The organism is Nonomuraea sp. NPDC003560 (assembly GCF_042878785.1).
GTDB lineage: Bacteria > Actinomycetota > Actinomycetes > Streptosporangiales > Streptosporangiaceae > Nonomuraea.
In genome coordinates, this window is record NZ_JBIAOF010000001.1 from 309,879 (window position 1) to 333,895 (window position 24,017).

The following is a 24,017-nucleotide window of genomic DNA, read 5'->3' on the forward strand; positions in this document are numbered from 1 at the left end:
CATTCAGGTAAGGCATATTTCCGCAGAATTCATGCTTTTCCTGTTGTCTTCCGGCGCGCAACGAGGATCATAAGGTCTGGGTCATCGAGTGGGGTCCGAAAGGACCGGCTTTTCCCGAGATAGTGGGCGAGGGGAAAGGGGCAACACTCAATGCGTCAGCGTGCCATCCGTAACTTGGCGAAGCTGGAGATGACCCGAGCCATGACCACCCGGGTGCTCGACGCGGCCGCGGGCGGGAAGAACAATTTCTCGGCCGACCGCGATCTGGTACGCCGATATGACCAGGCCGCGTCCGTGACGACCACCGCCGCGCGGGCCGTGCTGCAGTTCCTGGTGCGCGTGGTCCGGCATCTGGCGGCCGAAGGCGTGGACCAGTTCGTCGTCGTGGGCAGCGGCGTGCCCAGCGGCCTGCCTCCGGGCGGCCGGTTGCACGACGTGGCCGCGGGCTGCCACGGCGGCTCCGGAGGCGTGCCCGCCCGGGTGGTCTACGTGGAGAACGACCCGATGGTGCTGGCCGGCGCGCGGGCCACCATCGAGCCGGGCACCGATCTGGTCCGCGTGGTCGAGGGCGACGTGCGCGAGATCGACGCGATCCTCGACGACCGGGTGGTGCGCGCCTTCCTCGACTGGGACCGTCCCGTGGCCGTGCTGCTGCTGTCCGTCCACAGCCTGGCCGACGACGAGTACGTCCACTACGTGATCGAGCGGGTCCGCCGGGCGGCGTCCGACGGCAGCTACCTGTCGCTGCTGCAGACCACCTTCGACGGCGTGCCGGGCGAGTTGCTGCCGGCGGTCCGGGACCTGCTGGCGATGACGCTGCCCGGCCACGCGATCCGCGGCAGGCAGGAGGTGGCGGCGCTGCTCGACGGGCTGGTGCTGGTCGATCCTGGGCTGGTGTGGGTCCCGGAGTGGCGGCCCGACGACCACGGCGCCGCCTGCTCCGGCCGGCCGAGCTCGTCGGGCACGTACGGCGCCGTGGCGCGCGTGCCGTGAACTCCCGGGCGCCCTGGGCGTCAGGACCCGGTGAACGCCAGGGCGCCCTCAGGCCCCTGGCGAGGCGGCGGCGGGCGTGGCCGGGTCGCCGGCCGCGCCCTTCGCCGGCTCGACCCCGAACGCCAGCACCGCCACCACCGCCAGGATGAGCGGGACCGCCCCGAGCAGCGCGGTCGTGCCGATCGACGGCGCCGCCGCCCCGGCCACGAGCACGGCGGTCACGGCCACGCCGCCGGCCTTGCCCATCCCCGCCGACAGCCCGGAGCCGCGCGAGCGCACCCGGGTCGGGTAGATCTCCGAGCTGTAGGCGGCCAGCACCGCGGCGATCGTCGCCGTCCCCACGATCGGCCCGGCCAGCAGCACGTACAGCCAGGTACGGTCGTGCGCCAGCGTCTCGCCGGAGAAGGCCAGCACCGCCAGCGCCACGCCGACCAGCGCCGACAGCGTGACGATCGTCTTCTTCGCGCTCCACAGGCCGTACATGGCGGCCGAGACGAAGATCAGCGGCAGGCCCAGCAGCGTCGAGTCGCGCAGCGCCCGGTCGGCCGTCTGCTGGTCCAGGCCCAGCTTCTGCAGGTTGGACGGGATCCACAGCTGGAAGCCGTAGGTGACCAGGCCGATGCTCAGCCCGAGCACCACGACGGCCACCGTCAGCCCGGTGAACGGACGGCGGAACAGCCGCGAGTAGCCGCCCGCGTGCTCGTCCTCCACCCGCTCGACGCCGGCGGTGGCCTCCTCGGTGGTGGCGGCCGCGCCGTACCTGGCCAGGACGGCGCGGGCCTCGGCGTCGCGGCCGTGCGCGAGCAGGAAACGCGGCGACTCGGGGATGAAGCGGTTGAGCAGGATGAGGAACACGCCGGTCGGCAGCCCGACCAGCCACAGCATCCGCCAGGAGAACGTCGGCGCCAGCGACGCCGACAACCAGCTGGCCGCCAGGTAGGCGACCGCCAGGTTGCCGCCGATGAGCACCATCACCCAGCCCTTGTGCCGCGGCGGGATCGTCTCGGCCAGCAGCGAGAACGTGATCGGCAACATGCCGCCCGCGCCCAGCCCCATGGCCACGCACATGGCCAGGTTCCACTCGAAGTCCGGCATGACGCCGCAGATCGCGGTGCCGATGAACAGCACCCCGGCGAACAGGATCGACGGCTTGCGCCCGATCTTGTCGCCCATCCAGCCCCACAGCAGCGAGCCGAGCACCGTCCCGGTGAGCCCGGCCAGCGGCAGCAGCGCCACGGGCAGCTCGCCGGCCGGGTTGAGCGCGGACTTCAGGCCGTACTCCTTGGCCATGCCGGGCGCGACGAAACCGAGCGTGATCGGCTTCATGGCATCGATGATCACCGCGACCGACATGACCACGATCAGCCCGATGTGCGCCGGCCGCATGCGCGCGTCGTCCAGGGCGCGGACGCGTACCTCGGCGGCCGGTCTGGCCGTCAGCGCGCCGGGCGGGATAAGCCCGTACGCGGTGACCGCCAGCCCCGCCACGATCAGCGCCATGCCGATGGTCATCGGCAGGTCCATCGGCATGCCCGCCAGGCGGTAGTGCATGTCGGCGCCGTGCAGGTACATCGGCAGATGCAGCACGACCCCGGCCACCGTGGCCAGGAAACCGAGCCAGAAGTACAGCGGTCGAGCCAGCTCGACGCCCCCCATTGCCCCTCCGTAAGCAGAACCGTGCGCAGATCCGGGATCAGAGCAGGCGGCCGCCGCGCAGCCGCCATTCGACGAACAACACCCGCATCGGCCCGTTCACGAACAACCACTGGCCGAGCCAGACGAAGGCGAACATCACCGCGAACGCCCACGCCCTGACCGGGCCGGCGACGCCGGGGACGAGCCCGCCGTCCAGCAGCACCCACATCAGCAGCCCCTCGGGCACGGCCGTGACCAGCCCGAACAGCGTCGGCCAGTCCTTGTCCCAGCGGAACTGCATGAGCAGGTGGTACAGCAGCTCCCACCCGACGCCCACGACGGCGACGGCCAGCAGCACGAGGAAGGCGTCCCGGAAGGACATCGGCAGCACCAGGGTGATCAGCGCGGTCAGCGCCGCCCCCACCGTGGCCAGCGTGAACAGCCGGGTCTGCAGCCGCCCGGCCAGCGTGGGGATCAAGCGAGCCTCCTGTTTCCCGCCCACCGCAGCCACTGGGCCGTGGACCGCACCGGCCCGAGCCCCTTGCAGAACCCGCGCCTGGTCAGGTCGGCGGCGATGTCGAGCGCGGCGGTCTGCATGCCGAGGAAGCTGTCCACGGCCAGGAAGTGGTTGCCGGCCGTGGCGGCGCCGGAGGCGTACAGGACGCCGCCCTCGCTCTCGGCGCCGAGCACCTCGAAGTTCTGGCCGACGCTCAGCCGGCCGGCCTTGTTGGGCCGGGCGTCGCCGTGCCGCAGCAGGTCGTCGAGGACGCGGTGCTCCGGCATGTCGGCCTCCAGGCCGGTGCAGTCGATGATGAAGTCGGACACGTACTGCATGGCGGCGGCGTTGACGCTGCGGGTGTGGGTGATCAGGCGGCCGTCGGGGGCCCGTTCGATGCGGTCGACGACGGCCTGCGTGGGGTGGTACCAGTTGCCCTGCCGGCCCCTGCGCATCTGCTCCTGCCAGCGGGCCAGCTTCGGGGTGGTGGTGCCGGCCAGCGCCTTGGAGATCAGGGCGCGCTGCTCGGGCGTGGCCTTCCTGAACCGGGCCTTGAGCTGGCCGCCGAAGGCCGACTTGGGCATCGTGAACGCCTGGTAGGCCCAGCCGTCGCCGCCCTTGCGCCGCATGAACACGCTCGGGCCGTGCGGACCGGCCACGTACGTGCGGAACAGGTGGACGATCTGGGTGTGCAGGCCGTACCGCTCGCGGTCGTCCATCAGGCGCTGGAGCACCCGGGAGGCCACGATCCCGGCGCCGCGCACGACCACCACCCCGGGCCGCTTGCGCAGCTGATCGTAGACGTGCTCGTGCGGCTCGTAGGCGTTGACCACCCGGTAACGCTCGCCCTGCGCCTGCCGGAACTCCTGGAGGTCGTCGAGGAACTTCAGCCCCGGGTAGCCGACGGCCAGGTGCACGTACTGGGAGCGCAGCACCACCCGCTTGGTCGGCGAGGTGCCCGGCGGCGGCGTCAGCACGGTGAAGTACCCGCCGCCCAGCCGCTTCCTGACCATGCGCACCTGGCCCTTGGCCAGCATGTGCCAGTAGCCGATGCGGTCGGCCTCGCGCCGCACGCTCTGCGTGACCAGCCCGGCGCGCGGGCTGTAGAAGTCGGTGAACAGCGGCTCGGCGAGCACCTGGAGGATCGGCTTGAGCGAGCCGTCCTGCCAGGCCTCCTGCACCGCGTAGGAGGGGAAGCCCCAGATGTTGTCGGGGCGCGCCCCCGCGTCGGACCGGATGCGCTCGTGCGCGGGCAGCTGCGAGACGCGGGTCAGGTACTCCCACGTCTGCCAGGGGGTGTCGCTGGTGGAGAGCACCCGCATGGCCGGGATCGGCACGCCTCTGATGCGCAGCACGTCGACCAGCGTGAACGAGCCGAGCCCGCCGCCCACCGACACCAGCGGCACGTCGTGGACGGGGATGCCGGCCGACTGCACCAGCCAGTCCGTCCAGGACGAGGAATGCAGTAGCTCCGGAGTGAGATCTCCCCGTGACATGCTGTGACCGAGCCCTCCCTGTCGCGGTTAAAAGTAGCGTAAAAGCCGGGGATTCAGTCCCACCAGAACGACCAGGCGTGTTGCCCGATGATCTGGTCGGCGTACCCCTGGAGGTCGCCCGGTCCCTGCACGACGTTGTCGGGGCAGAATGCCCAATGCTCGGCGGCGACGTGCAGGGCGTGCTCGGGGTCGGCCGGCGGCGCGGCCACGCTGAGGTCGAGGGTGTTGAACCCGACGCTCACCACGCGGGCCCCGAACCGGTCCTCCCAGCTGCGCACCACGGCCGCCATCGGCACCATCCACTCGTTGTGGTGCAGCGCGCCCTGCCAGCCCATGACCGCCAGCGCGTCGGCCCCCCGGCCGGCCGCGACCAGCCCGAGCGGCATGCCCCTGGGCGCCAGCTCGCGGGCCAGCCAGTCGGCCACGTCGCCGGGGTCGGCGCGGGGCACCCCCGGCGGCGCCAGCCCCGGGCAGAGCGCCCCGTACGGCTCTAACTCCGCCAGCGCGTCGCGCGGCATCTGCGAGACCCACTCCTGCCACACCTCGGTCATGAACCCCTCGGCGGTGAAGTGGCCGATCAGCATCGGGTCGTCGGGCACGATCTGCCCGATCGCCCACGGCTGGGCCGACTCGTCGAGCAGCACCGGCCACAGGCCGCTGTGCGCGTGCCAGACCCGCATGAACGACCAGTCCTCGCCGGCGGCGTGCTCGTCGCTCATCCAGAACGCCGGCCGGGCCGCCACGACCTGCCGGGTGTAGGCCGGGTCGGGCCAGACCACGTCGCCGGCGGGCAGGCCCGGGGGCAGTCTGCGCCCCCTGCCGCCGTCGGCGAACAGCTGGCACAGCTCAGGTGGCAGCTGGTGATCGTCCATGCCCTACCGTTCCGATACCGAATACCGTCTCGGAGATGGTAGTGCCGCCGGTCGCCCTGGGGCTTTGGTGGCACGCGAAACCTTCTCGGACCAGCGGATGCGGTACTTCACGGCACAATGATGGCTGTGATCCCCTTTGATGCGGTTCTCACCGATCTTGATGGCGTGCTCCGCCTCTTCGACCACACCGTCCAGGCCGAGATCGAGGCCCGGTACGCCCTGCCGCTCATGGCGACGGCGTTCGCCCCCGAGCTGATCGAGCCGGCCATCCTGGGCCGGATCAGCGAGCGCGAATGGCTGGAGTCGGTGGCGGTCGCCCTCGGCGGCGACGAGCGGGCCCGCCGGGCGGTGGCCGAGTTCGCGGCGGTGCCGTTCCGGGTGGACGAGGAGGTCAGGGAACTGCTGGCCAAGGCGCAGCAGCACGTGCCGGTGATCATCGTGACCAATGCCACGGACACCGTGGAGGAGCACCTCGACCGGCTCGGGCTCACGTACTTCGCCGACGACCTGGTCAGCAGCGCCAGGGTCGGCGTGATCAAACCCGACCCGCGCATCTACGAGATCGCCGCCGAACTCGCCGGGGCCGACTCCGCGCGCTGCCTGTTCGTCGACGACCGGCTGCCGAACGTGGAGGCCGCCAGGGCGCTCGGCATGACGGGCGTCCACTACCGCACTGTCGCCGACCTGGCGGCCGTCCTCGGCGGGCTCTGAGGCCGGACGTGCGCCGGCCCCGCCCGCGGGAGAGCGGACGGGGCCGGCGGGCGGGCTAGTCGGCGCAGATCGCGAACACGCTGATGCCGACGTCGTTGTAACCGATCTGGCGGCCGAGGGCGATCCAGCCGCGGGCGTCATCGGTGGGGAACGACCCCACCAGGATCGCGCCGTTGCCGCGGGCCTCGCCGCCGCCGCCGAGGACGTGCTTGGAGCCCGGGCAGTAGACCGTGCGGCGCTGGAAGTTGGGGACGTTGGCGTTGGGCAGGGTGACGAGCTGGTAGCCGGGCGGCAGCGCGGCGCGCGTGGCCGCCGACACGGGACTGGACGCCTGGAGGGCCACGACGGTGGCCGTCACGCAGGCCGCGGTGGCGAGGGCGATGACGGAAAGGAACAGAGACTTCTTGACGGGCATGGTCTCTCCTTGTCCTGTTCCCTGACAGGCACGGTTTCCGGGCAGCACACGACACGCCGGCTCATGCGGTGCTTAAGGGGGCGACGTGAGAGCAGGGATGAGGGTGTTGACACGTTGAGTATCTGCTCCGTCGCATTCCGTGTCCATATGTGGTTCGCGGGTTTTCCGGGAATCCGGGTTTCCGGCGCGGCCCGCGCCGGCCGCGCCGGAAACGTTCAGTGGCCCCGGTCGTGGGCCCGATCATGGGCCCGGTCGTGGCTGCGGTCAGTAGCCGCTGCCGCCGCCGTAGGGCGACTTCGTCCTGGGGGCGGCGGAGCGGGTGGGCGCCGGCGTGCTCGCGGGGGCGGCGGCCGTGGAGGTCGGCTTCGTGCCGGCGGGCGCGATCACGCCGATCAGGCCGTGCTTGGCGCCCTCGATGCCGGCCGAGAACCACAGCGTGTTCACGCCGCCGGTGGCCGCGGTGCCGGGTTCGAGGTCCCACAGGCCGGGGAGCTTGACGGGCCGGCCGCCGGACGTGGTGATCGCGCCCAGGTGGCGGTCGCCCTTGTAGGCGTGCACGGTGCCGTCGCCGAAGTTGCCGACCAGCAGGGCGCCCGCGTACTGGCCCCAGCCGCGCGGCGCGGCGGTCATGGCCCAGGGCGCGTCGAGCCCGACCCTGGAGATGCGGCCGGTCAGGCGGCCGTCGGCGTTGAAGCGGCTCACGAAGCCCTTGCCGGCGCCGAAGACGGGCTTGCCGGTGGTACGGTCGCGCAGCGCGTACGCCACCCACACGCTGCCGTTGACCACGGCCACGTTGTAGGCGTTGTAGCCGCGCGGCACCCGCGAGTCCTGGAACTGCCAGCCGGCCAGGCGGATGCGCCGGAAGTTCTCGTCGAAGGCGTGCACCCGGCCGTGGGCGAAGTCGGCGGCCAGCAGGAACTCGCCCTCGTTGGTCCGTACGAGCTCCAGGCCCTTGTAGTCGGCGCCGCGGGTGAACGCGGCGATCACGGCGTTGGCCGGGTCGGCCTCGGCGTTCCAGCCGGTGATCGCGCCGCTCGGGCTGCAGAAGATGAACGTGGCCGGTCGCCCCTTCACGGTGAAGCCGTCACCCGGGTTGAACACCTGGCCGGTCGGGGAGCCGCCCGGGATCCACACCTCCGTCTTCTCCTTACGGCCCGTGCCGGAGTAGACGGTGGCGGTGCCGGTGCCGGCGTTGGAGACCCACAAGGTCTTGCCCATGGCCAGGCCCCACGGGTTGACGACCTTGGGGTCGGTGACCGGGGCCTTGCCCTTGACGTCCGACACAAGGTTGATGACGTCGAAACGGGTCCTGGTGGTCGCCTGCGCGGGGGCGGTGAGGGTCGTCCCCGCCACGACGGCGACAGCGCAGAGCGTGATGATGCGGAGCCGCATCCGTGCCTCCTAGTGAGCGCTTGTGACGCGAGATACGCGGCGGACGCGGAGCGGGTTCAGCGGGGCCGGAAATACCGGCGGGTGAGTTTTCCCGTCCAGGGCGGGGGAGAAGGAGAGTCATGAACGTGTTGGGCATCGACATCGGCGGTTCGGGAATCAAGGGCGCCCCGGTCGACACCGAGGCCGGAGAGCTCGTCCAGGAGCGGTTGCGCATCGCCACGCCCCAGCCGGCCAAGCCCGAGGGGGTGGCCGAGGTGGTGGCCGAGATCGTCAAGCATTTCGACTGGGACGGCCCGGTCGGCGTCACCTTCCCCGGCGTCGTCGTCGACGGGGTCGTGCAGACGGCGGCCAACGTCCACCACTCGTGGATCGGCGTCGACGCCGCCGCGCTCTTCGGCGGCGCGACGGTGCTCAACGACGCCGACGCCGCCGGCATCGCCGAGATGACCTTCGGCAGGGGCCGCGACCAGAAGGGCACGGTGCTGATCCTGACCTTCGGCACCGGCATCGGCAGCGCCCTGTTCGCCGACGGCACACTCGTCTGCAACACCGAGCTCGGCCACCTGGAGCTGCGCGGCAAGGACGCCGAGGAGCGCGCGTCGGCGCGGGCCCGCGAGGAGCACGACCTGAGCTGGGAGAAGTGGGCCGAGCGGGTCGAGGAGTACCTCAGGCACGTGGAGATGCTGTTCTCGCCGGGGCTGATCGTGATCGGCGGGGGCGTGAGCAAGAAGGCCGACAAGTTCCTGCCGCACGTCACCATCGACACTCCAGTGGTCCCCGCCGCCCTGCAGAACGAGGCCGGCATCATCGGCGCCGCCCGCCACGCCGCCACCACCCGGCCGGCGCGGTAGGGGGCCGCGGCCGCCGTCCCGGCACGGCCGGGCAGCGCGGCCGCGGTGCCGGGCGCGATATTGGGATGCGGGGGGCGGGTCGCGTCGGGCACCATGGGCCGTTGGCTCCGGGGCCACGGGGCTCAAATATCCTGAAAGCAGTATGGGAACGCCTTCGTTGTCCTCTCCGCTCGCCGACCTCCAGTCCCGCCTGCCCGAGCTCATGCCGCGCGACCAGCGGCGGCTGCGGCGCAGGCTCGACGGCATGCGCCGGGTCCGCTCCCGCGACGCCCGGGACAAGATCGTCACCGAGATCCTCGCCGACGTCGAGCGCGCCGAGCAGCGGCTGGCGCGCCGCCGCGAGGCCGTGCCGCAGGTCCGCTACCCGGAGAACCTGCCGGTCTCCCAGCGCAAGGACGACATCCTGGCCGCCATCCGCGACCACCAGGTCGTGATCATCGCGGGCGAGACGGGCTCCGGCAAGACCACCCAGATCCCCAAGATCTGCCTTGAGCTAGGGCGCGGCGTGCGCGGGCTGATCGGCCACACCCAGCCGCGCCGCATCGCCGCCCGCACCGTCGCCGAGCGCGTCGCCGAGGAGCTCGGCACCGAGCTCGGCGAGGTCGTCGGCTACAAGGTGCGCTTCACCGACCAGGCGAGCGACCGCACGCTGGTCAAGCTGATGACCGACGGCATCCTGCTGGCCGAGCTGCAGAACGACCGCATGCTCGACCAGTACGACACCCTGATCATCGACGAGGCCCACGAGCGCAGCCTCAACATCGACTTCATCCTCGGCTACCTCAAACAGCTCCTCCCGCAGCGCCCCGACCTCAAGGTCGTCATCACCAGCGCCACCATCGACCCCGAGCGCTTCTCCCGCCACTTCGGCGACGCGCCGATCATCGAGGTCTCCGGCCGCACCTACCCGGTCGAGGTCCGCTACCGCCCGCTGGCGGAGGACGACGACCAGACCGGCGGCATCGTCGACGCCTGCCGCGAGCTGGTCACCGAGGGGCCCGGCGACATCCTGGTCTTCCTGTCCGGCGAGCGGGAGATCCGCGACGCCGCCGACGCCCTGTCCAAGGCCGACTTCCGCAACACCGAGATCCTGCCGCTCTACGCCCGGCTGAGCGCCGCCGAGCAGCACCGCGTCTTCCAGCGCCACACCGGCCGCCGGATCGTGCTGGCCACCAACGTGGCCGAGACCTCGCTGACCGTGCCCGGCATCAAATACGTGGTCGATCCGGGTTTCGCCCGCATCTCCCGCTACAGCCACCGCACCAAGGTCCAGCGCCTGCCCATCGAGCCCATCTCGCAGGCCAGCGCCAACCAGCGCAAGGGCCGCTCGGGCCGCACCTCCGACGGCATCTGCATCCGGCTCTACGAGGAGGAGGACTTCCTCTCCCGGCCGGAGTTCACCGACCCGGAGATCCTGCGCACCAACCTGGCCTCGGTCATCCTGCAGATGACCTCGATCGGGCTGGGCGACATCGAGGCGTTCCCGTTCGTCGAGCCGCCCGACCGCCGGCAGGTCAAGGACGGCGTCAACCTGCTCCACGAGCTGGGCGCGTTCGACGCCCAGGGCAAGCTCACCGGAATCGGCCGCAAGCTGGCGAGCCTGCCGGTCGACCCGCGCCTCGGCCGCATGGTGCTGGAGGCCGAGAAGAACGGCTGCCTGCGCGAGGTCATGGTGATCGCCTCCGCCCTGTCCATCCAGGACCCGCGCGAGCGGCCGTCCGACAAGCAGCAGCAGGCCGACGAGAAGCACCGGCGCTTCGCCGACCCCGAGTCCGACTTCCTGACCTACCTCAACCTGTGGAACTACCTGCGCGACAAGCAGAAGGAGCTGTCCTCCAGCGCGTTCCGGCGGCTGTGCAAGGCCGAGTTCCTCAACTACCTGCGGGTCCGCGAGTGGCAGGACATCTACAGCCAGGTCCGCCAGGCGCTCGGCGCCCAGCCCGGCAGCGTGCCCGCCGACCCCTACCAGGTGCACGTGTCGCTGCTGGTCGGCCTGCTGTCGCACATCGGCGTCAAGGACGTCATGGACAAGCAGCGCGCCGCCGACGGGCGGCGGCCGATGCAGGAGTACATCGGCGCGCGCAACGCCCGCTTCGCGATCTTCCCCGGCTCGGCCCTGGCCAAGAAGCAGCCGCAGTGGGTGATGTCGGCCGAGCTGGTCGAGACCTCGCGGCTGTGGGCCCGGGTCAACGCCAAGATCGAGCCCGACTGGGTCGAGCCGCTCGCCCAGCACCTGGTCAAGCGCACCTACTCCGAGCCCCACTGGGAGAAGAACCAGGGCGCGGTGATCGCCCTGGAGAAGGTCACCCTGTACGGCGTGCCGCTCGTGGTCGGCCGCAAGGTCAACTACGGCCGCATCGACCCCGACCTGTCACGCGAGCTGTTCATCCGGCACGCCCTGGTCGAGGGCGACTGGGACACCCACCACCGCTTCCTCAAGGACAACCGCCGGCTGCTCGAAGAGGTCGAGGAGCTGGAGAACCGGGCCCGCCGCCGCGACATCATGGTCGACGAGGAGGTCCTGTACGACTTCTACGACCAGCGCGTCCCCGCCGACGTCGTCTCGGCCAGGCACTTCGACTCCTGGTGGAAGAAGGCCGGGCGTGAGCAGCCCGAGCTGCTCACGTTCTCGCCGGAGATGCTGGTCAACGAGGGCGCCGACATCAGCGCCCGCGACTATCCCGACACCTGGAAGCAGCTCGGTCAGCGGATGAAGCTGACCTACCAGTTCGAGCCGGGCGCCAACGCCGACGGCGTCACCGTCCACGTGCCGTTGCAGGTGCTCAACCAGGTGAACTCCGACGGCTTCGACTGGCAGATCCCGGGCCTGCGCGAAGACCTGATCACCGCGCTGATCCGGTCGCTGCCCAAACACCTGCGCCGCAACTTCGTGCCCGCCCCCAACTACGCCAGGCAGGTGCTGACCGGGGTCAGGCAGGGCGGCGAGCCGCTGCTGGAGGCCGTGGAGCGCGAGCTGCTGCGGCTCACCGGCGTCCGGGTGCCGCGCGAGGCCTGGCAGCTCGACCAGGTGCCCGACCACCTGCGCATCACCTACCGGGTGATCGACGAGCGCAAGCGCACGGTGGCCGAGGACAAAGACCTCGACGCGCTCAAGCGCCGGCTCGCGCCGCGCCTGCGCAAGACCCTGTCGGAGGCCGGCGACGACCTGGAGCGCACGGGCCTGCGCACCTGGAGCTTCGGCACCCTGCCCAAGGTGTTCGAACAGGGCCGGATGAAGGGCTACCCGGCGCTCGTCGACGCGGGCGAGTCGGTCTCCGTCAAGATCTTCGAGACGGCCGCCGAGCAGCGCCGCGCCCACTGGCCCGGCACCCGGCGGCTGCTCCTGCTCAACGTCACCAACCCGGCCAGGTCGCTGCTCGGCGGCCTGTCCAACCAGGCCAAGCTGGCGCTGTCGCGCAGCCCCCACGGCGGCGCCGTGGCGCTGTTCGACGACGTCGTCAACGCGGCCGTCGACAAGCTGATGCTCGACCTCGGCGGCCCGGCCTGGGACCCGGCCGGCTTCGACCGCCTCCACCAGCACGTCCGGGCCGAGCTGCACGACACTGCGGCCGACGTGCTGGCCAAGGTCGAGCAGATCCTGAGCGTCTGGCACGCCGTGGGCACCCGCCTCGACGGCCTGCGCGCGAGCGCGTCGACCGACGACGTGCGCGAGCAGCTCGGCAAGCTCGTCTTCAAGGGCTTCGTCACCGCCACCGGCACCCGCCGCCTGCCCGACGTCCTGCGTTACCTGCGGGCCATCGAGCGGCGTCTCACCAAGCTCCCGGAGGAGCCCTGGCGGGACGAGGAGTGGATGGACCGCGTGCACAAGATCGAGGACGACTACCATGACCTGCTGGCGAGCCTCCACCCGGCCCGCCGGGGCGACCCCGACGTGACGGATATCCGCTGGATGATCGAGGAGCTGCGGGTCAGCTTCTTCGCCCAGACCCTCGGCACCCCCACGCCGGTGTCGGAGAAACGCATCGCCAAGGCGATGGAGAAGCTGCGGCCCTGAGCTCGGGGCTTCACACGGACGTACAGGGGGAGTGATGGTCAAGGCCGTCAAGGCCGTCGTGCTCGACGTCGGCGAGACGCTGATCGACGAGACGCGCATCTGGTCGCGCTGGGCCGACCGGCTGGGGGTCAGCAGGTTCGTGCTCATGGGCGCGCTCGGCGGCATGGCGGCGCTCGACCGTTCCCACCGTGAGGCGTTCGAGCTCGTCCGGCCCGGTCTCGACGTGCAGGCGGAGATCGCCGCCTGGGAGCGCGACGACCCGGCCGGGCTGCGCAACCACTTCGACGCCGACGACCTCTACCCCGACGTCCGGGAGGCCCTGGCGGCGCTGCGCGCGGCCGGGTTCCAGGTGATCATCGCCGGCAACCAGCCCAGCCGGGCCTTCGACGCCCTCGTGGCGATGGACCTGCCGGTCGATTCGGTGCACACCTCCGAGGGCTGGGGGTTGTCCAAGCCCGCCCCCGAGTTCTTCGCCAAGGTGGCCTCGGTGGCCGATCGTGAGCCCGGCGAGATCCTCTACGTCGGCGACCGGCTCGACAACGACGTGCTGCCCGCCGCCCGTGCGGGCATGCGCACGGCGTTGCTGCGCCGCGGCCCCTGGGGCTTCCTGCACGCCGAGCGCCCGCAGGCGAAGGCCGCCGACATGATCGTCGACGACCTGCACGCCCTGCTCCCCGCCCTGCGCCGCCTCACCTGAGGCCCGCGAGGGGCTTCCGGGCCCCAGGTGAGCCGTGCGAGGGGTGTGCGGGTCAGGTGAGGTCCTCGTCGGGGTCGATGCGCAGGGCGCGCTCCTCGGCCGACAGGTCCTCCCGGTCCGCGTCCCAGTCCACGCCGATGGCCTCGTCCTCGGTGTCGGGGTGGGCGCCCTCGTCGGGCTCGGTCAGGCGGTGCTCCTCGCGCGGGGCGCGGCGCGGGCGGTCGGGCAACTCCTGGCGCAGCCGTTCGTCGAGCGTGGCCTCGTGCTGGGGGTCGTCCTCTTTGACCTCGTGGTGCAGGCCGAGGTCGTCGGTCCACTCCCTGACCTCGATGTCCTGCTCGTCGGCCATGCCGAATCGGTCCGGAGGTAGTTCGCTCATACTGCGCCCTCTACCCACCGTACGGACCGGAATCCTACGACTTGGCCCGGCTTAGGGCCTCCGGTAGCTCATCCTTGTCCATCTAGCGGCCGATCGCGGCGCCGACCAGGGAGCGGGGGTCGGCGGCGCCGGCCAGCATGCCGTCGGGGCGCACGTCGATGAGGTGGGCGTGGCCGAAGGAGCCGCCGTACGGCAGCGTGCGCACCGGGTGGCCGAGCGCGGTCAGGCCGTCGGCCCAGGTCGTGCCCTCCTCCAGGTCGAGCACGGCGTCGTCGGGGGCGTCCCAGGTGTCGAAGCCGTTGCCGTTGCCGCTGCCCAGCCGCCAGCGCGGCGCGGCGAGCGCCTGGCCGGGCTCCTCGCCGTGATGCAGCAGGCGGGTGATGACCTGGGCCAGGATCTGCGGCTGGGCGTCGCCGCCCATCGTGCCCACGACCGTGCGCAGCCCGCCGCCGGGACGGGTGATCAGCGCGGGGGCCAGGGTGTGCGGCGGACGGCGGCCGGGGCCGTACTCGGCCGGGTGGCCGGGACGCAGCGAGAAACCGATGCCACGGTTGTGGAGGTTGATCCCGGTACGCGGCTCGAAGAGCATGCCGCCGAACCCGGACGCGTTCGACTGGATCAGCGACACCCCCATGCCGTCGCCGTCGACCGCGCACAGGTACGTCGTGTCACCGTCGGCGGACGGAGCCCGCAGGCGGCTGCGCCTGACCGGGTCGACCAGGGCCCGGCGGCGGGCGATCTCGCCGGGGTCGAGCAGGTCTTTGGCGTCTTCGTGCAGCAGGTCGAGCCGGTCGTGCCCGGCGGCCCTGGCGGCCTCGGCCAGCAGGTGGGCCCAGGCCGGATGGCGGGGCGAGGCGGGCAGGTCGAGCCCGTCGAGGACGGCCAGGGACATCAGCAGCAGGTAACCCTGGGAGTTGGGCGGCATCGACCAGACGTCGTGGCCGAAGGCGCGCACCCGCAGCGGCTCGACCCAGTCGGCGCCGGGGGCGGCCAGGTCGGCGGCGGTGTACTCGCCCGCGCCGAGCTCGATCAGGCCCTGTCCGAACTCGCCGAGGTAGAAGCCGTCGCGGCCGCCGTCGGCCACCGCCTGGAGCGCGCGGGCCACGCCGGGGCGGGTGACGCGGTCGCCGGCCTGGCGGACGGGGGCGAAGTCGCCGCCGCCCGGCCGCGCGGCCGCCGTACGGGCGCCGGGGACCAGCAGCGGGGAGGCGGGGAAGCCGTCGCGGGCCAGCGCGATCGCGGGCCGCAGCAGCTCGGCCATGGGCAGCCGGCCGTGCCTGGCGTGCAGGGCGAGCCACCCGTCGACGCAGCCGGGCACCGGCACGGACCTGACGTCGTGCAGGTGCGGCATGCGGGTGTGCCCCTCGGCGCGCAGCCGGGCGGGGTCGGCGCCGGACCCGGCGCGGCCGGAGGCGTTGAGCGCGGTGACTGTGCCGGCGGCCGTGCCGGTGACTGCGCCGGTGGCCGTGCCGTCGTGGACGAGCGCGAACAGGTCTCCGCCGAGCCCGCACATGTGCGGCGCGACCACGGCGAGCACGGCGTTGGCCGCGATCGCCGCGTCGGCCGCCGAACCGCCGCGGTCCAGCGCGCCCACCCCGGCGGCCGAGGCCAGGTGGTCGACGCTGCAGACCATGCCGTTCGGGGCGTATCTGGTGTTGTGCACGTGAAGAGACTAAGCCCGTTCCGGGGCCAGCCGGTTCTCCAGGCGGTTCTCCAGGAGCGGACGGAAGGCCGCCTGCCGGACGGTCCGGCCGGACAGGCGGGCCAGCGCGAGCGCCGCGAGCAGGGTCGCGGCCACGCACGACACGCCGCCGATGCCCAGCGACAGGCGCGGCCCGAACGCGTCGCTCAGCCAGCCGAGCAGCGGCCCGCCGATCGCGCCCGCGCCCGCGCTCACCATGCCCAGCGCGGCGATGACCCGCCCGCGCATCTCGTCGGGGCTGTCGAGCTGCGCCCGCGCCGAGACCGTGGTGTCGATGATCACCGCGCCCGCCGCGATCGGCAGCATCATCGCGGCGAACGTCCCCAGAGCGGGCATCAGGCCGCTCAGCGTCTGCGCGACCCCGGTCAGGAACGCGGTGATCAGCAGCAGCCGGATCGTCAGGTGCGGGCGGGCGGCGGCCAGGAAGCCGCCCACGACCGTGCCGGCGGCGAACACGCTGGACAGCAGGCCGTACCCGGCGGCGCCGGCCGCCAGCGGGCCCGCGCTCATGGCGGCCATGGTGACCTGGTAGTTGCGGCCGAGGCTGCCCAGCACGAGCGAGAGCGCCAGCACCACGAGCAGCCAGGGGGTGCGCAGCACGTACCGCAGGCCGGCCGCGACCGCGCCGGGCTGCCGCTCGGAGCCGGCGAGCCGGTGGAACTCCGCGCGCCGCATGAGCGCGACGGCCGCGATCACGACGAAGAAGGTGGCCGCGTTGAGCAGGAAGAGCCCGCCGTTGCCGGTCAACGGCAGCAGCACGCCGGCCAGGCTCATGCCGAGGATGCGTCCTGAGGAGTTCAGGATCGAGCCGAGCGCCATGGCGTTGGGCAGGTCGGCCGGTGGCACCACCTCGGCCCCGAAGCGTCCGAGCGCGGGCCCGCCGAGCGCGGAGACCACGCCGCCCGCCAGCGCGACCGCGTAGATCGGCACGACGGAGTCGGCGCCGGAGAAGGCGATCAGCGCCAGGACGGCGGCCAGCGCGGCCTGCGCGAGCTGCGCGGCGACGACGACGGGCCGGGTCGGCAGCCGGTCGGCCAGCGCGCCGCCCCACATGCCCAGCAGCAGCGTCGGCAGCGCCTGCATCACCAGGCTCAGCCCCACGCTGGTGGCCGACCCCGTCATGGTGAGGATGAGCCAGTTCACCCCCAGGACCTGCATCCAGGTGCCGGTGACGGAGACGATGTCGGCTCCCGCCCAGAGCCGGTAGTTGTGGTGGCGCAGGGCGCGGAAGGTGGAGGAGCGCGGTGGCAAGACTGGTCCTAGCCTCGGTACGGGGAAACGCGGGAGTCAACGCGCGCCACGATCGCGACGATTCCGATTTGCCCGAAATGTGAGGTAAGACACGGTTAAAACAGGTTTAGCGTGAAAAATTAGACCAGTTCGAGGGGGCGGTCCCGATCCACCAGGGCCGCGTAGTGGCCGCCGAGCGCCATCAGCTCGTCGTGGGTGCCGCGCTCGACGACCTTGCCGTGGTCGAGCACGACGATCTGGTCCGCGTCGCGGACGGTCGACAGGCGGTGGGCGATCGTGATCGTCGTACGCCCCCGCGCCAGCGTGTCCAGGGCTTCCTGGACGGCTCGCTCGGTCTGGGTGTCGAGGGCGCTGGTGGCCTCGTCGAGGATCAGCACCGGCGGGTTGCGCAGCAGCGTGCGGGCGATGGCCAGGCGCTGCTTCTCGCCGCCGGAGAACCGGTAGCCGCGCTCGCCCACCATCGTGTCGTAGCCGTCGGGCAGCGAGGCGATGTGGTCGTGGATGCGCGCGGCCCGCGCCGCCGCCTCCAGCTCCTCGTCGGTGGCCGCCGGACGGGCGAAGCGCAGGTTGTCCGCGATCGAGGCGTGGAACAGGTACGTCTCCTGCGAGACCACCCCGACGACCTCGCTCAGCGTCTCGAACGTCAGGTCGCGTACGTCCACGCCGTCGATGGTGACCCGGCCGCCGGTCACGTCGTACAGGCGGGGGAGCAGGTAGCTGAGGGTGGTCTTGCCCGAGCCGGTCTCGCCCACGACGGCCAGCGTCGTGCCCGCGGGGACGGTGACGTCGACGGCGTGCAGGGTGCGCTCGTCCTCGTAGGCGAAGTCGACCCGCTCGAAGCGCACCTCGCCGCGTACCCGGTCGAGGGTGCGGGTGCCGGGGTGGATGTCCACCGACAGGTCCAGGTACTCGAAGATGCGGCCGAACAGCGCCAGCGAGCTCTGCACCTCGACGCCCAGCCGCAGCAGCGACACCGTCGGCCGGAACAGGCTCGACTGCAGCGTGGTGAAGGCGACCAGGGTGCCGACGGAGATGATGCCGGTGTAGCCCACGGCCCAGTAGATCAGGGCGGGCATCGCGGCCATGATGATCTGGATCGACGACTGCCGCCAGCGTCCGGCCATGCTCGTCCGTACGCCGAGCTCGGCCAGCTCGTCGGAGGCGCGGCCGAACCGGTCGGTCAGCTCGGCGGAGCGGCCCATCGTCCGGCCCAGCAGGACGCCGCTGATCGACAGCGACTCCTGGACCATCGAGGAGATCACGGCGAGCTTGCGCTGCCGTTCGTTGGTGATGCGCTTACGCTCGGCGCCGACCTTCCTGCTGATCCACACGAACACCGGAAGCAGCAGCAGCGAGATCACCGTCAGCCGCCAGTCGAGGGCGAGCATGGCCACGATCGTGGCGATGACGGTGGTGAGGTTGGAGATGATCGAGGTCGCGGTCGAGGTGACCACCGACTGCATGCCGCCGATGTCGTTGGCGATGCGCGACTGAACCTCGCCTGTCTTGGTGCGGGTGAAGAACGCCAGCGACATGCGCTGGAGGTGGGAGTAGACCGAGATGCGCAGGTCGTGCATCACCCGCTGGCCCACGGTGGTGGAGATGAGCGTCTGCAGCACGTCGAACACGCTCGTGGTGACCGCGACCGCGATCATGCCGAGCGCCAGCAGCGTGAGCAGCAGCGCGTCGCGGGACGGGATCGCCACGTCCAGCACCTCGCGCAGCAGGAACGGCGAGGCCAGCCCGACCAGGGACGACAGCAGGATGAACGCGCCCACCAGGATCAGCCGGCCGCGATAAGGGGTGAAGAGTCCGATGATGCGCCGCAGCGGCGCGCGTGGTTCGTCGGCCAATATGGGGCCTCCTTTCGGATGTCCACTCAAACAGAGGTTAACTCATAATTGTTCCGGCTAAAATCGTCGGTATGGGAGAGAAGGAGCTCGCGGAGCTCTTGCACCTGGTCAGCAGGCGTCTGCGACACGGATACGTGCATCGGCTGGTGCCGCTCGGGCTCAATCCGGGACAGGCTCGGGCGTTGCGCGTGCTCGGCGAGGCCGGCCGGCCGCTGCGGATGGTGCAACTGGCCGACGAGCTGCGGATCGTGCCGCGCTCGCTGACGCCCGTCGTGGACGCGCTGGAGGAGGCCGGGCTGGTGCGCAGGGAGGTCGATCCGGCCAACCGCCGCTCGACGCTCGTCGTGATCACCGACGCGGGCCGGGCCATGGCCGAACGGGCCAGGGACGCGCGCAGGGAGGCCGGCGAGGGCCTGTTCGCGGTGCTGTCCCAGGAGCAGCGCGACCAGCTCAGGGATCTGCTCGGCACGGTGGACGGCCAGTTCCGATGACCGCGCCGCCGACGACCGTGCACGGGTTCGGGATGACCGCGCAGACGACGACCCTGCCATGGAGGGGCGGCCTGTTCAGGTGAGCGCGCCGCCGACGACCGTGGCCAGGCAGGGTGGGCGGGCCAGAAGGGCCGAGTACGGGTAGCGTCCCCGGGCGTCGAAGACGGCGAAGTCGGCCCGGCTGCCCGGCCCGAGGGAGCCGATCCGGCCCGGCCCGGCGTCCAGGCCCAGTGCCCGCGCCCCGCCCAGCGTCGCGGCCTCGACCAGGCGGCGGTCCAGTCCCCGAACCCGCAGTCCGAGCTCCCGGGCCCGCCGCCGGACGTCGGCCGCGAGCCCGAGCAGGTCGCCGGGCCCGAGCAGGTCGCCGGTACCGGCGCCGGCCGGGTCGAGGCTGCTCGGGTCGAGGTGGCCCGGAGCGTGGTGGCCCGGAGCGTGGTGGCCCGGAGCGTGCTGGCCGGGAGCGTGGCTGCCCAGGGCGAGGCTGCCCAGGGCGAGGCGGTTGCCCTCCTCCAGCAGGGCCAGCACGTCGGCGGCCTGCTCCTGCCCCGGCGGGCAGATCGCGACCACGCTCCGGCGCAGGCGCAGCAGCTTGCGCTCGCCGGGGTCGAGCGGGCGGGCGCAGGCCACGTGACAGTGGGGGCCGAGCGCGCCGGCCTCGTCCAGGGCCATGGGCGAGTGCCGGTCCAGTCCGGCCAGCAGCCGCAGGCCGAATGTCCTGGCCAGCACGGCGACGTCCTCCAGCACGTGCGGATCGCGGGTCCGGACCGCGATGCCGACCGGGCACGGCCGGTCCACCTCGCGCAGCGCCGTGATCAGCGCGTCCCGGTCGTGCTCCTCCCACTCCTGCTCGCCGGCGCTGGACGCCTCGACGTACGAGATGCCGGGAACGCCGGCGAGATCGGCGGGGTCGGACACCACGGCGGCCCGCGTGGTGACGCCGGGGCCCGGGGGCGTCGGCGCGCAGCAGGCGTCCACCAGCCCGGCCACGATCATGCCCGGCCAGCGGACCTCCTCCGCGACGCGGAAGCGGGACAGCAGCTCGGCCCGCGAGCCCACCTGGAGCACCCGCCCGCCCCTGATCACCACCGTCCCGTCGCGCACGGGCTCGGCGCAGACCGGCAGCACCAGCGGAGCGGAATGGGCCACGACGCGCGAGGGCGCACGCCTCCCCGGAAACGGCCCCAACGCCGCCCCCCGAACCGGCCCCGAAGCCCGCCCCGAATCCGGGTCCGGCACCCGTCCTGGAACCCGCGCAGCACGCTTCGCACCCGGCATCGGCGCTCCCGTCGGATTTGCCCTTTTGGCATTAAACGCGAGCGGCGGCGGCGAAGGCAATCAGTCGCCGCGGGCGTCCCGGGGCTGGTAGCGGCCGGACAGCCGGGCCAGTTTCAGGCCGAGGTGCAGGGCCAGCCGCTCGCCGCCGTCCTTGAGGTCCGTACGCGCCAGCTCCTCCACCCGCTGCAGCCGGTAGTACAGCGAGGTGCGGTGCAGCCGCAGCGCCCGGGACGTCGCCACCGCGCTGCCCGCCAGGTCCAGGTACGTCTCCAGCGTCTCCAGCAGCGGCAGGTACTGCTCGTCGGCCAGCAGCCCGTCGAGCCCGGGATGCACCTCCTGGTCCGCTAGCTGGGTGAGCATCCGGTAGACGCCGAGCCGGGCCCACTCGGCCGACCGTCCGAGCCCCGGCACCCGCGCGGTCACCTCCGCCGCGTGCCGGGCCTCCGCGTACGACCCGGCCGCCTGCGCCAGTTCGAGCCGGGTGCGCCCGACCCCCACCACCACGGGCACCGGCATGGCCGCGTGCAGCTCGTCGGGCGGGACCGGCGGTCCGGCGGTGAGCAGCACGGCGTGGTCGTAGCGCACCAGGTGCAGCGGGTGGTGGCCGCTCAGCCGCCGGCGCAGCGCCAGCAGCCCCTGTTCGAGCGCCAGGCGCAGCCCCTCGTCGGGCTCGGCCGAGCGCGGCCGGGCCACCAGCACGGTCACCGGCTGGCCCTGCGGGAACGCGCCCGCCTCGATGAGCTGCCTGGCCGCGTCCCGCTCGCCGCGCAGCAGCCCGGTGACCGCCTCCAGCTCCCGGTGGGAGGCCAGCCCGGTCGCCAGGCTCTCGTGGAACAGCGCCAGCGCCAGCCCGGGGACGGCCGCCACGGCCTCGGCCACCTTCTCCTCGGACATGGCCGGCTCGGCGTCGATGAACCACAGGAAGCCGAGCAGGGCGTCGGCGTGCCGCAGCGGGACGCACACGCGCGGCAGCAGGCCCAGGTGCGGCGCGCCGGCCGTGCGCAGCGGGGCCTGCGCCTCGTGCACGCCGGCCGCCCGCAGCCACTCGCGCACCTCGGGGGTGGTGTGCCGGCGCAGGATGGAGTCGCGGCGGATGTCGTCCATGGCGCCGTTCTGCTCGCTGTAGGCGATCACGCGCTGCACGCGGTCCTCCAGCAGGAGGGGACGCCCGAGGCGCACGGCGAGGTCGTCCACGATCCGCTGGAGATCCGCCACTGCTCCACCTAGGTCACGCTGGACATTTCGACAAATGTCGGAAGGGTTGCTACACGTCTTCCCTACAGCTGATCGGTGATCTCCGTCAATAACGTCTATACCGTCAATCCGTGAATGCCCCGAAGAAGCTGCTGAAGGGTTTGCTGGCGGCCATCGTGCTGTTCCCGGTGAGCCTGATGGCGACCCCTGCTTCCGCAGCACCCCCCACCGTCGATCCCGAGTACCCCTGGCGGCAGAACCACTGGCCGCAGACCCAGCCCTGGCAGCAGGACGAATCGGCCGACGCCCAGACGTTGCGCGCCCGTCCTCCCGGCGGCCTCACGCCTCTCGACCCGCAGAACTGGGAGAACCCCGACCACATGACGTGGGCGGACTACAAAAAGCCTCCGGGCACGAACTGGAACGACCCGGCCGTCAAGGGCTCCAAGCGCACCTTCAAGGGCGCGCTGGTGCTGCTCGACTACCCCAACCAGGCGTTCGTCGTCACCCAGCCCAAGGGCTCGACGATCTACGCCAACCCGAGCGCCGAGGCCCATGACGTCCCGCGCGACCAGGTGGCCAAGTTCTACCAGGACTTCCTCAACACCCCGAACGACCTCAACAAGGGTCACACCATCCACGAGTACTGGATGGAGGACTCCGGCGGCCGGTACGGCGTCGAGCTGACCGGGTTCGGCCCGTACACGATGCCGGGCAAGGACCACGAGTACGCGCTGGAGCCCGGCTTCAACGGCACCTCGGGCTGCCCGGCGGGCGACACCTGCACCAAGAACCTGCGCACCGACGGCCACAACGCCTGGATCAACGCCGTCGGCGAGGACGTCGCCAAGCAGTACGACTTCGTCTTCTACCTCAGCGCCGGCCAGGACGAGTCGTCCACCTGGCAGGAGTTCGGGATGATGAAGTTCCCGACCAAGGAGGACGTGCCCGACGAGTGGGGCCCGCCCGACCCGGCCCTGCCCAACTGGCTGAAGACGCGCTACGTCGACTGGTCCTCCTGGCAGGCGGCTTCCAACTTCTGGCCCAACGCCAACATCGGCGTCGACTCCGTCCAGGCCGAGAGCTCCGGCATGGCCGTCTACGCCCACGAGTTCAGCCACATCCTCGGCGTGCTGGACAACTACAACAACCCGTACGGGGTGCCGCCGGTCCGGGCGTACACCGGCGTCTGGGAGATGCTCAGCCGCGGCAGCTTCAACGGCCCCGGCGGGCCGCACTCCCGCTGGCTGATCCCGCCCACGGCGGGCGCGTCCATGGGCGCCCAGCACATGCTGCGCAACAAGCTCAAGCTCGGCATGGTGGACGAGCAGAACGTCCTGCGCCTGTCGCGTGAGGCGCTCGACGAGTCCGGCCTGGTCACGGCCAAGATCCTGGCCCGCGCCGTGCGCCCGGGGCAGAACGACCTGTCGGGCGTCAACATCTCCTTCGACGCTCCCGGCGACAAGAGCACCTGCCCGGCGACCGACCCGCTGTGCGACCGCGGCGGTTACCAGAACTACACGGTCGAGGTCGTGGACCGGATGGGCTCCGACTCCTTCACCCCCGACTCCGGCGTGCTCCTGGCCAAGACCAAGAACGAGGACCGGGCGCCGTTCGAGTGGGTGATCGACGCCAACCCGCAGGACATCGGCATGACCGACTACGTGATGCCCGACGGGACCAAGGTGCCGATCACCGTCGGCGACTACCGCCAGCTCTCCGACGCCCTCTTCCACGCCGGGACCGACTCCGGCAGCGAGTACGAGTACGTGGACCAGGCCAACCGCCTGCACTTCTACGTCACCGACCTCAAGCGCAACCGGAACGGCGAGCTGTCCTACACCGTCGCCATCCGGTCGCTGGACGGCGCGGGCCCGCAGAAGCGCGGCGTGCGGGTGCTGCCCGCGGCCGGCGTCCCCACCGGCAAGAACGTCTCCACCTGCACGTTCCCGGTGTTCAACACCGGCAAGGCGGCCCCCGCCCAGGGGCAGCACCCCGAGGACGTCAGCGCCTACCTCGACTCCGACGTCTACCGGGTCAAGGCCGAGGTGCAGGGCAAGGGCTGGACCGCCCAGGTGCCCAACGCCCTGGCCTCCGTCGCCTTCGGCAAGCAGGCGCCGGTGACGGTCAACGCGGTGCGCGCGCCCGGCGGCGACCGTCTGGCCCGCGTCAAGCTCACCGCGGTCTCGGAGAGCGACCCGACCAAGACCGCCACGGCCACCTGCCACGTGATCGGCCTGTAGCGGAACGATGGGGTACGGCTGGCGCTCGCCGTGCCCCATCGGCTTGAATCACCCCC

At 71.9% G+C, this 24,017-nt stretch carries 19 protein-coding genes; 7 read left to right on the forward strand and 12 right to left on the reverse strand.

Translation table 11 applies throughout. From position 1 onward, the window contains the following. The first annotated feature begins 174 nt into the window (after window positions 1-174). Window positions 175-993, forward strand: a complete 819-nt coding sequence (locus ACFYUV_RS01545; protein WP_387663809.1) for an SAM-dependent methyltransferase — start codon at window positions 175-177, stop codon at window positions 991-993. A gap of 48 nt (window positions 994-1,041) precedes the next feature. Here ACFYUV_RS01545 and ACFYUV_RS01550 read toward each other — a convergent pair whose 3' ends face one another. The 4 genes from ACFYUV_RS01550 to ACFYUV_RS01565 are packed head-to-tail and all read right to left on the reverse strand — an operon-like array spanning window position 1,042 to window position 5,492. Beyond that, window positions 1,042-2,649, reverse strand: a complete 1,608-nt coding sequence (locus ACFYUV_RS01550; RefSeq protein ID WP_387663811.1) for an MFS transporter — start codon at window positions 2,647-2,649, stop codon at window positions 1,042-1,044. Between the two features lie 37 nt (window positions 2,650-2,686). Further along, window positions 2,687-3,106 (reverse strand): hypothetical protein, encoded by a 420-nt coding sequence (locus ACFYUV_RS01555; protein ID WP_352359010.1) that lies wholly within the window; start codon window positions 3,104-3,106, stop codon window positions 2,687-2,689. After that, complete coding sequence (locus tag ACFYUV_RS01560; RefSeq protein WP_387663814.1) at window positions 3,103-4,620, reverse strand: hypothetical protein; 1,518 nt, start codon at window positions 4,618-4,620, stop codon at window positions 3,103-3,105. Before ACFYUV_RS01560 ends, ACFYUV_RS01555 begins: the two co-directional genes overlap by 4 nt. Window positions 4,621-4,673: 53 nt before the next feature. Then, the gene (locus ACFYUV_RS01565; RefSeq protein ID WP_358284479.1) at window positions 4,674-5,492 is read right to left on the reverse strand and encodes a DUF4253 domain-containing protein; all 819 of its coding nucleotides are present in this window, start codon (window positions 5,490-5,492) and stop codon (window positions 4,674-4,676) included. A 126-nt stretch (window positions 5,493-5,618) separates the two neighbouring features. Between ACFYUV_RS01565 and ACFYUV_RS01570 the strand changes: the two genes are divergently transcribed. Next, window positions 5,619-6,203 carry an HAD family hydrolase gene (locus ACFYUV_RS01570; RefSeq protein ID WP_387663816.1) on the forward strand — a complete coding sequence of 195 codons (585 nt, stop codon included), beginning with the start codon at window positions 5,619-5,621 and terminating at the stop codon, window positions 6,201-6,203. A 55-nt stretch (window positions 6,204-6,258) separates the two neighbouring features. Here ACFYUV_RS01570 and ACFYUV_RS01575 read toward each other — a convergent pair whose 3' ends face one another. Then, a complete protein-coding gene (locus tag ACFYUV_RS01575) occupies window positions 6,259-6,618 on the reverse strand; it encodes a hypothetical protein (RefSeq protein ID WP_358284483.1) in 360 nt (119 codons plus the stop codon). A 264-nt stretch (window positions 6,619-6,882) separates the two neighbouring features. After that, complete coding sequence (locus tag ACFYUV_RS01580) at window positions 6,883-8,010, reverse strand: TIGR03118 family protein (RefSeq protein WP_387663819.1); 1,128 nt, start codon at window positions 8,008-8,010, stop codon at window positions 6,883-6,885. 119 nt (window positions 8,011-8,129) lie between these two features. Here ACFYUV_RS01580 and ppgK point away from each other — a divergent pair, with 119 nt between their 5' ends. The 3 genes from ppgK to ACFYUV_RS01595 all read left to right on the forward strand — a co-directional run bounded on the left by ppgK (window position 8,130) and on the right by ACFYUV_RS01595 (window position 13,573). Continuing rightward, window positions 8,130-8,861: a polyphosphate--glucose phosphotransferase gene (gene ppgK, locus ACFYUV_RS01585; protein WP_364328860.1), complete on the forward strand. Its 732-nt coding sequence runs from the start codon at window positions 8,130-8,132 to the stop codon at window positions 8,859-8,861. Window positions 8,862-9,003: 142 nt separating this feature from the next. After that, window positions 9,004-12,876, forward strand: coding sequence for an ATP-dependent RNA helicase HrpA (hrpA, locus tag ACFYUV_RS01590; RefSeq protein ID WP_387663821.1), 3,873 nt, complete (start codon window positions 9,004-9,006; stop codon window positions 12,874-12,876). Between the two features lie 34 nt (window positions 12,877-12,910). Beyond that, window positions 12,911-13,573, forward strand: a complete 663-nt coding sequence (locus ACFYUV_RS01595; protein WP_387663823.1) for an HAD family hydrolase — start codon at window positions 12,911-12,913, stop codon at window positions 13,571-13,573. 52 nt (window positions 13,574-13,625) lie between these two features. Here ACFYUV_RS01595 and ACFYUV_RS01600 read toward each other — a convergent pair whose 3' ends face one another. The 4 genes from ACFYUV_RS01600 to ACFYUV_RS01615 form a co-directional block, all read right to left on the reverse strand. Next, a complete protein-coding gene (locus tag ACFYUV_RS01600; protein ID WP_352359025.1) occupies window positions 13,626-13,952 on the reverse strand; it encodes a DUF5709 domain-containing protein in 327 nt (108 codons plus the stop codon). A gap of 82 nt (window positions 13,953-14,034) precedes the next feature. Further along, window positions 14,035-15,615 (reverse strand): gamma-glutamyltransferase family protein, encoded by a 1,581-nt coding sequence (locus ACFYUV_RS01605; RefSeq protein WP_387663826.1) that lies wholly within the window; start codon window positions 15,613-15,615, stop codon window positions 14,035-14,037. Window positions 15,616-15,624: 9 nt separating this feature from the next. Further along, window positions 15,625-16,905 (reverse strand): MFS transporter, encoded by a 1,281-nt coding sequence (locus ACFYUV_RS01610; RefSeq protein ID WP_358284496.1) that lies wholly within the window; start codon window positions 16,903-16,905, stop codon window positions 15,625-15,627. 119 nt (window positions 16,906-17,024) lie between these two features. After that, window positions 17,025-18,758, reverse strand: coding sequence for an ABC transporter ATP-binding protein (locus ACFYUV_RS01615; protein ID WP_387663828.1), 1,734 nt, complete (start codon window positions 18,756-18,758; stop codon window positions 17,025-17,027). Between the two features lie 71 nt (window positions 18,759-18,829). Between ACFYUV_RS01615 and ACFYUV_RS01620 the strand changes: the two genes are divergently transcribed. Then, complete coding sequence (locus tag ACFYUV_RS01620; protein WP_387663830.1) at window positions 18,830-19,249, forward strand: MarR family winged helix-turn-helix transcriptional regulator; 420 nt, start codon at window positions 18,830-18,832, stop codon at window positions 19,247-19,249. Between the two features lie 75 nt (window positions 19,250-19,324). On the opposite strand, the gene ACFYUV_RS01625 is transcribed toward ACFYUV_RS01620, so the two are convergent. Then, a complete protein-coding gene (locus tag ACFYUV_RS01625; protein ID WP_387663832.1) occupies window positions 19,325-20,395 on the reverse strand; it encodes a hypothetical protein in 1,071 nt (356 codons plus the stop codon). A gap of 189 nt (window positions 20,396-20,584) precedes the next feature. Continuing rightward, window positions 20,585-21,739 (reverse strand): PucR family transcriptional regulator, encoded by a 1,155-nt coding sequence (locus tag ACFYUV_RS01630; protein ID WP_387663834.1) that lies wholly within the window; start codon window positions 21,737-21,739, stop codon window positions 20,585-20,587. Window positions 21,740-21,849: 110 nt separating this feature from the next. On the opposite strand from ACFYUV_RS01630, the gene ACFYUV_RS01635 reads away from it, so the two are divergent. Continuing rightward, window positions 21,850-23,961, forward strand: a complete 2,112-nt coding sequence (locus ACFYUV_RS01635) for a M6 family metalloprotease domain-containing protein (RefSeq protein WP_387663836.1) — start codon at window positions 21,850-21,852, stop codon at window positions 23,959-23,961. Window positions 23,962-24,017: the final 56 nt, after the last annotated feature.